Source organism: Streptomyces sp. NPDC090994, assembly GCF_044768905.1.
Lineage (GTDB): Bacteria > Actinomycetota > Actinomycetes > Streptomycetales > Streptomycetaceae > Streptomyces.
The window spans coordinates 1-4,324 of sequence record NZ_JBIVWS010000052.1 but is presented as its reverse complement, the minus strand read 5'-3'; the positions used below and the strand labels follow the sequence as shown (position 1 = coordinate 4,324).

3 protein-coding genes are annotated in these 4,324 nt (G+C 66.7%); all 3 read right to left on the bottom strand.

Features of this window, described 5'->3' with window-relative positions:
- Positions 1-34: 34 nt before the first annotated feature.
- Genes ACIQR3_RS38195 through ACIQR3_RS38185 form a run of 3 tightly spaced genes read right to left on the bottom strand, consistent with a single transcriptional unit; the run spans position 35 to position 4,182 of the window.
- The gene (locus ACIQR3_RS38195) at positions 35-460 is read right to left on the bottom strand and encodes a hypothetical protein (RefSeq protein ID WP_391400565.1); all 426 of its coding nucleotides are present in this window, start codon (positions 458-460) and stop codon (positions 35-37) included.
- 42 nt (positions 461-502) lie between these two features.
- Positions 503-3,004 (bottom strand): tyrosine-type recombinase/integrase, encoded by a 2,502-nt coding sequence (locus ACIQR3_RS38190; RefSeq protein WP_403546192.1) that lies wholly within the window; start codon positions 3,002-3,004, stop codon positions 503-505.
- Positions 3,001-4,182 carry a tyrosine-type recombinase/integrase gene (locus ACIQR3_RS38185; protein ID WP_403546190.1) on the bottom strand — a complete coding sequence of 394 codons (1,182 nt, stop codon included), beginning with the start codon at positions 4,180-4,182 and terminating at the stop codon, positions 3,001-3,003. The genes ACIQR3_RS38190 and ACIQR3_RS38185 overlap by 4 nt, the downstream gene beginning before the upstream one ends.
- Between the last annotated feature and the right edge of the window lie 142 nt (positions 4,183-4,324).

The following is a 4,324-nucleotide window of genomic DNA, read 5'->3' as shown; positions in this document are numbered from 1 at the left end:
GCTTCTCTGAACTTGCGCTGGTGAGGTGATCGAGTCAGGAACGCCCGTGTTCGCGGTTGAGTTCGTGGTAGCCGCGAAAGTCGAAGAAGCGCAGGCCGTCGATCACTGCTCCAGACAGGATTTCCGGCAGGGTCCATGGGTGGGTGGTGTAGTCGTCCGTTGCCACGCCTCCATGCTCAAGCAGCAGAGCGATCATCTGGTGGACCTCTGCGGTGCCGTCGATTCGCCCGGAGATGTCGATCTGCACCGCCCAAGTGGGGTGATGTCCGATGGCTGCTTCGAGGATCGCAACATCCTCAGGATCCCAGTCGGAGAAGAGGTAGCCGGTCTGCTCATCGTCGATGTCGATGTAGAGGTTGCCGTCCAGAGTCCACGGATTGCGCTGCTCGGGCAGATGCCGATCGAGCGAGGCAACGGTCTCAGCTCGCTCACCTGTGGGAAACACGAAGACAGTTCGCATGGGTTGGAGCGTAGGCAGTCAGCTTTGTGACGACCACGGATTTCAGGGACGGTGCCGGTCCGTCGACGTTGTGGTGGTGCGGTTGGCAACCTCTGCGAAGGCCGGCATGCCGAGATCGACTGTGGAGGATCGGCGGGCTGCTTCGGCATCGAGCTGGTCCAGCTTGCCCTGCGCGCCAGAGAGGCTGACCTGGAGGCCCTCGACTTCGCCCAGCCATCCTTCCCGCTCCGCCTCGGCGATCCGGGCGATCAGGTTGTCACGGATGTCAGTCAGCCGTGACCGTTGGGCTGGATCAGGCCGGAGGAGCGAGCATCTGACACAAGCGTGCTCATGGATGCAGGGGGATCCGAAGGCGCGTGCGCAGGTGCCGATGGACACCTTCCGCTTCTCGAAGTGCGAGAGGAAGGCGTCCCACTCCTCCTCTGTCGGGATGCGGTACTCCTCGCCGGGTCGGGAGGCCCGTCGGCGGGCAATGAACGCCCGGTGAGCCTCGATCGTCTCGGCAGGGTAGACCGCCTTGTATCCGATCGTGGTGTCGATGTTCTTGTGACCGCAGATGACCTGGGCAATGTGCGGGGGCAGTCCGTTCATGATGGCGTCGGTGACGAAGATCCTTCGGAAGTCGTGGGGAGAGAAGGACAGTGCCTCACCTTCGGCGTTGGTCAGCCCGGTCGCGGCCAGCGCATTGATCAGCAGTTTGCGGATCGCGGTCGGTGTGAAGGCGCGGTGCTCGGAACCGATGCCGCGCTGGAACAGCAGCGGCATCGGCGAGTTCCATACCTTCTCGCGGACGTCATAGGCGGCCACCAGCGGAACCATCCCGCCCGGGCCACGCAGTCGACTGATGATGGCGCTGAGGACGTCGGCGAGTTCCGGGCTCACCAGCAGGAGTCGCTCGGTGTCGGTCTTGGACGGAGCGATCTGCAGCAATGGGACGACCTCGCCGGTGGACGGGAGCCGGTACTGGGTGACGCTGTGGTGCGTGAGTTCCAGGAGCTCCTCGTTGCGAACACCGGTCAGGCGCAGGACCTCGATCGCGGCGAACGCCCAGAACGTCTCCTCTTCTTCGTAGGACAGATTCCGCCGACGCCCGCTGGAGCTCTCCTCGGCCCAGGTGAGGTGGCCCGCGGCCGTCGGGGCAATGGCTCTGCGCAGGGCGCCGCTCGTGCCGGGGATCAGCTCTCCGGGCTCGGTGTCTCGCGCCGCCTGGAGGAGGCTGGTGGCTTCGCGGCGCCGCCGGTCGGTGGCGCTGACCAGGACGGGGAGGACGGGCAGCCGCTCGCGGGTGCGCTGATCCATCCGGGCTTTGCGTCTCTTGCGTTCCTTTGCCTTGTGGATCTCGTCGTCGCTGATCGGACAGGGGAGGGCCCACGGACCCCAGCGGGCGGGTTCCTCGGCCGCCCATTGCGCGATGTCGAGGTAGAACGCTCGGACGCGCATGAGTTCGTCTTTGGCGTTGAGCCGCGGGCTGGTGACTTCACTGCTCTTGCCGTCGGGGCCGACGACGGTGCGCCTTTTGACCTTCAGGTCATCTTTCCAGGCGCGAGCCACCGCCGGGGGTAGCCGCAGGGAGTCGATTCCTGGTGCCAGATCTTCGATGCGGGCCCAGAACAGGCCCGCGAGCGTGCGGGAGATCGCGTCCAGGCTGGTGAAGTCCAGCGATGGCTGGCGTTCGCGCAGATAGTCCACGATCACGTCGCGTACCGGTTGGCAGCGGATCTGGTAGCGGTCCACCAGTTCTTCGATGCTCGACTGGCCCATGGCGAGCCCGAAGGCACGGATCGTGGCCGGGGCATCCTCGGGAAAGATGCCCATGGCCCGCAGTCGCAAGTAGAAGTCGACCTTCTTCTGTCCCCCGCGGGCATGCACCCGGCGCTGAGTATCGATGAGCTCCACGCAGTCGCCGACGGTGATGTCATCGATCCGCCCGCCCTTGCAGGCCAGCAGGGTGGCAATCCGCGTCGCGGCGGTCTGCGCATCCTGGCGCGCGCTCGCCGGCCCGGCGGCGGCCAACTGGTGCAAACGCGCGAATCCATCCGGGTCTCGGGTCTCGGCCATCACAGAGGCGAGATACCGGTGCGTGCGGGTGAGCATCCACGGTAGAGCGGGACGAATGACGTCTCCGCAGATCAGCATGAGCAGCCCGGAGGCCAGGTCCTCCCGGTCGTGCGACGGTGAGGGCCCGTGCTCGCTCAGCCACCGCTTGGGAATCTCCACCCAGGCGGCTCCGGACAAGTCCTCGGCTCCCGTGGCCATCCAGCGCTGCTGCCAGGTATCCCCAGGCTGGCTCGACAGCCAGCGAAGCAACTTGGCCACCCCGCGGCGGCGTCCCGCTCGGGTGCCGTTCGCCACCGGGAGGAACGGCGCCGTCGTCAAATGTCGCAGCGTCTCCTCAGACGACTGCGCGGTCTGGGGCCACCACCGTTGTGACGCCCGGGCCGGGAACTGCTCCCGCAGTCGGCTGTTTCGTGCCTTGGCCTGCTCCGCGCTCGGGTTCGTGATCTCCAACGGCTTGCGCGTCGTGTGCTTGACGACGGCCGTCATGACGAGCGCCCGAACAAGACGTCCAGCGACGCCGGATCGTAGCCCGGTGCCGGCGGTGGTGGCATCGGCTGGATGTTTGTGCGGGCCTGGCGTGCGTGATGCGCCAGCACGCCGGCCACGACCTCCTCCGTGTGCGGCGTCAGATAAACCTCCGTGGCGGACAGGTGAGCGTGTCCGAGCACCCACTGCACGTCTGACAGCGTCAGCTTTGGGTCGCGCACCATCCGGGCGGCCGCGCTGTGCCGCAGGTCGTGAAGGGTCCAGTCGACGCCGAGCGAGGCGTTGACGCGCTCGAACATCCGGTGGGCGCCGTGGTATGTCAGGGGCCGGATCGGTTCTCGCCGTGTCCACCACACCGGCTGGGTGCGGCCTCGCGGAACCTGGTCTTGTACTTCCTGCTGATAGAGGCGCAGCCACACGAATGCGTCCGCAGATGCCGGCACCTGCTGGACCGCCCGCGAGCCCTTGCGCACCACGCTGATCAACTGCTGGCCGGGGTCGACGTCGCGCTGGCGCATGCCGATCAGTTCTGAGGCTCGCACCCCGGTGGAGATCCAGAAAGCGGCCAGGGCCCGGTCGCGGTTGGAGGGGAGCGCCGCGAACAGCTTGTTGAACCATGGTTCCGGAATCGAGCGCGGGATTCGCCGCGGCAGACTTGGCCGGTAGCGGCCCACCCGCTCAGGCTTCCAGCCGTCCATCGGATTGTGGTGCGCATGAGCCCGCCCGGAGCGGCGGGAAAGATCCAGCGGGAACGGGTTGAGCAGCGGGCCGGTCCCCGTATCGCGGTGCACATCGTAGAACCGGCGCAGGACCGTCTCGCAGTGGACGACGGTGGCCGGAGCGTATCCGGATCCCGCCGACGGCTTCCCGGTCACCGGGTTCGTGGCACCGGCTCCCCGTACCACCTGCGGGCCCTGGACCTTGATCTTCCTGGGTTTGGTGGTCTCTTGGATCCAGCAGCTGAAGTCGCGGGCTTCCCGACGTGTCGCCCGGTCCCAGGAAACGTCCACGGCCTGCAGGAACCGCCACCACCGCAGCAGATCCATCCCGTAGGAGCGGACCGTTGACGGGGCTTTCCCTGCCGCCAGCAACTCCTGGAAGTAGACGGCAACCGCCTCGATGGCCGCTCCGTCGGAATCGATCAGCCGGTAGGGCTCGTACCGGTCGCCGGTCTCCACCAGCCGACCCCACCGGGGGACCACCAGGGCCGCCAAATCTCGTCGAGAAGCATCGTTCATCACGATCGGTGACCGTAGTGCCCGAGGACTCCATGCGCCCACTGAACTGGGCAATCTCCAGGCTTCGTTCAGTCAACGGGGC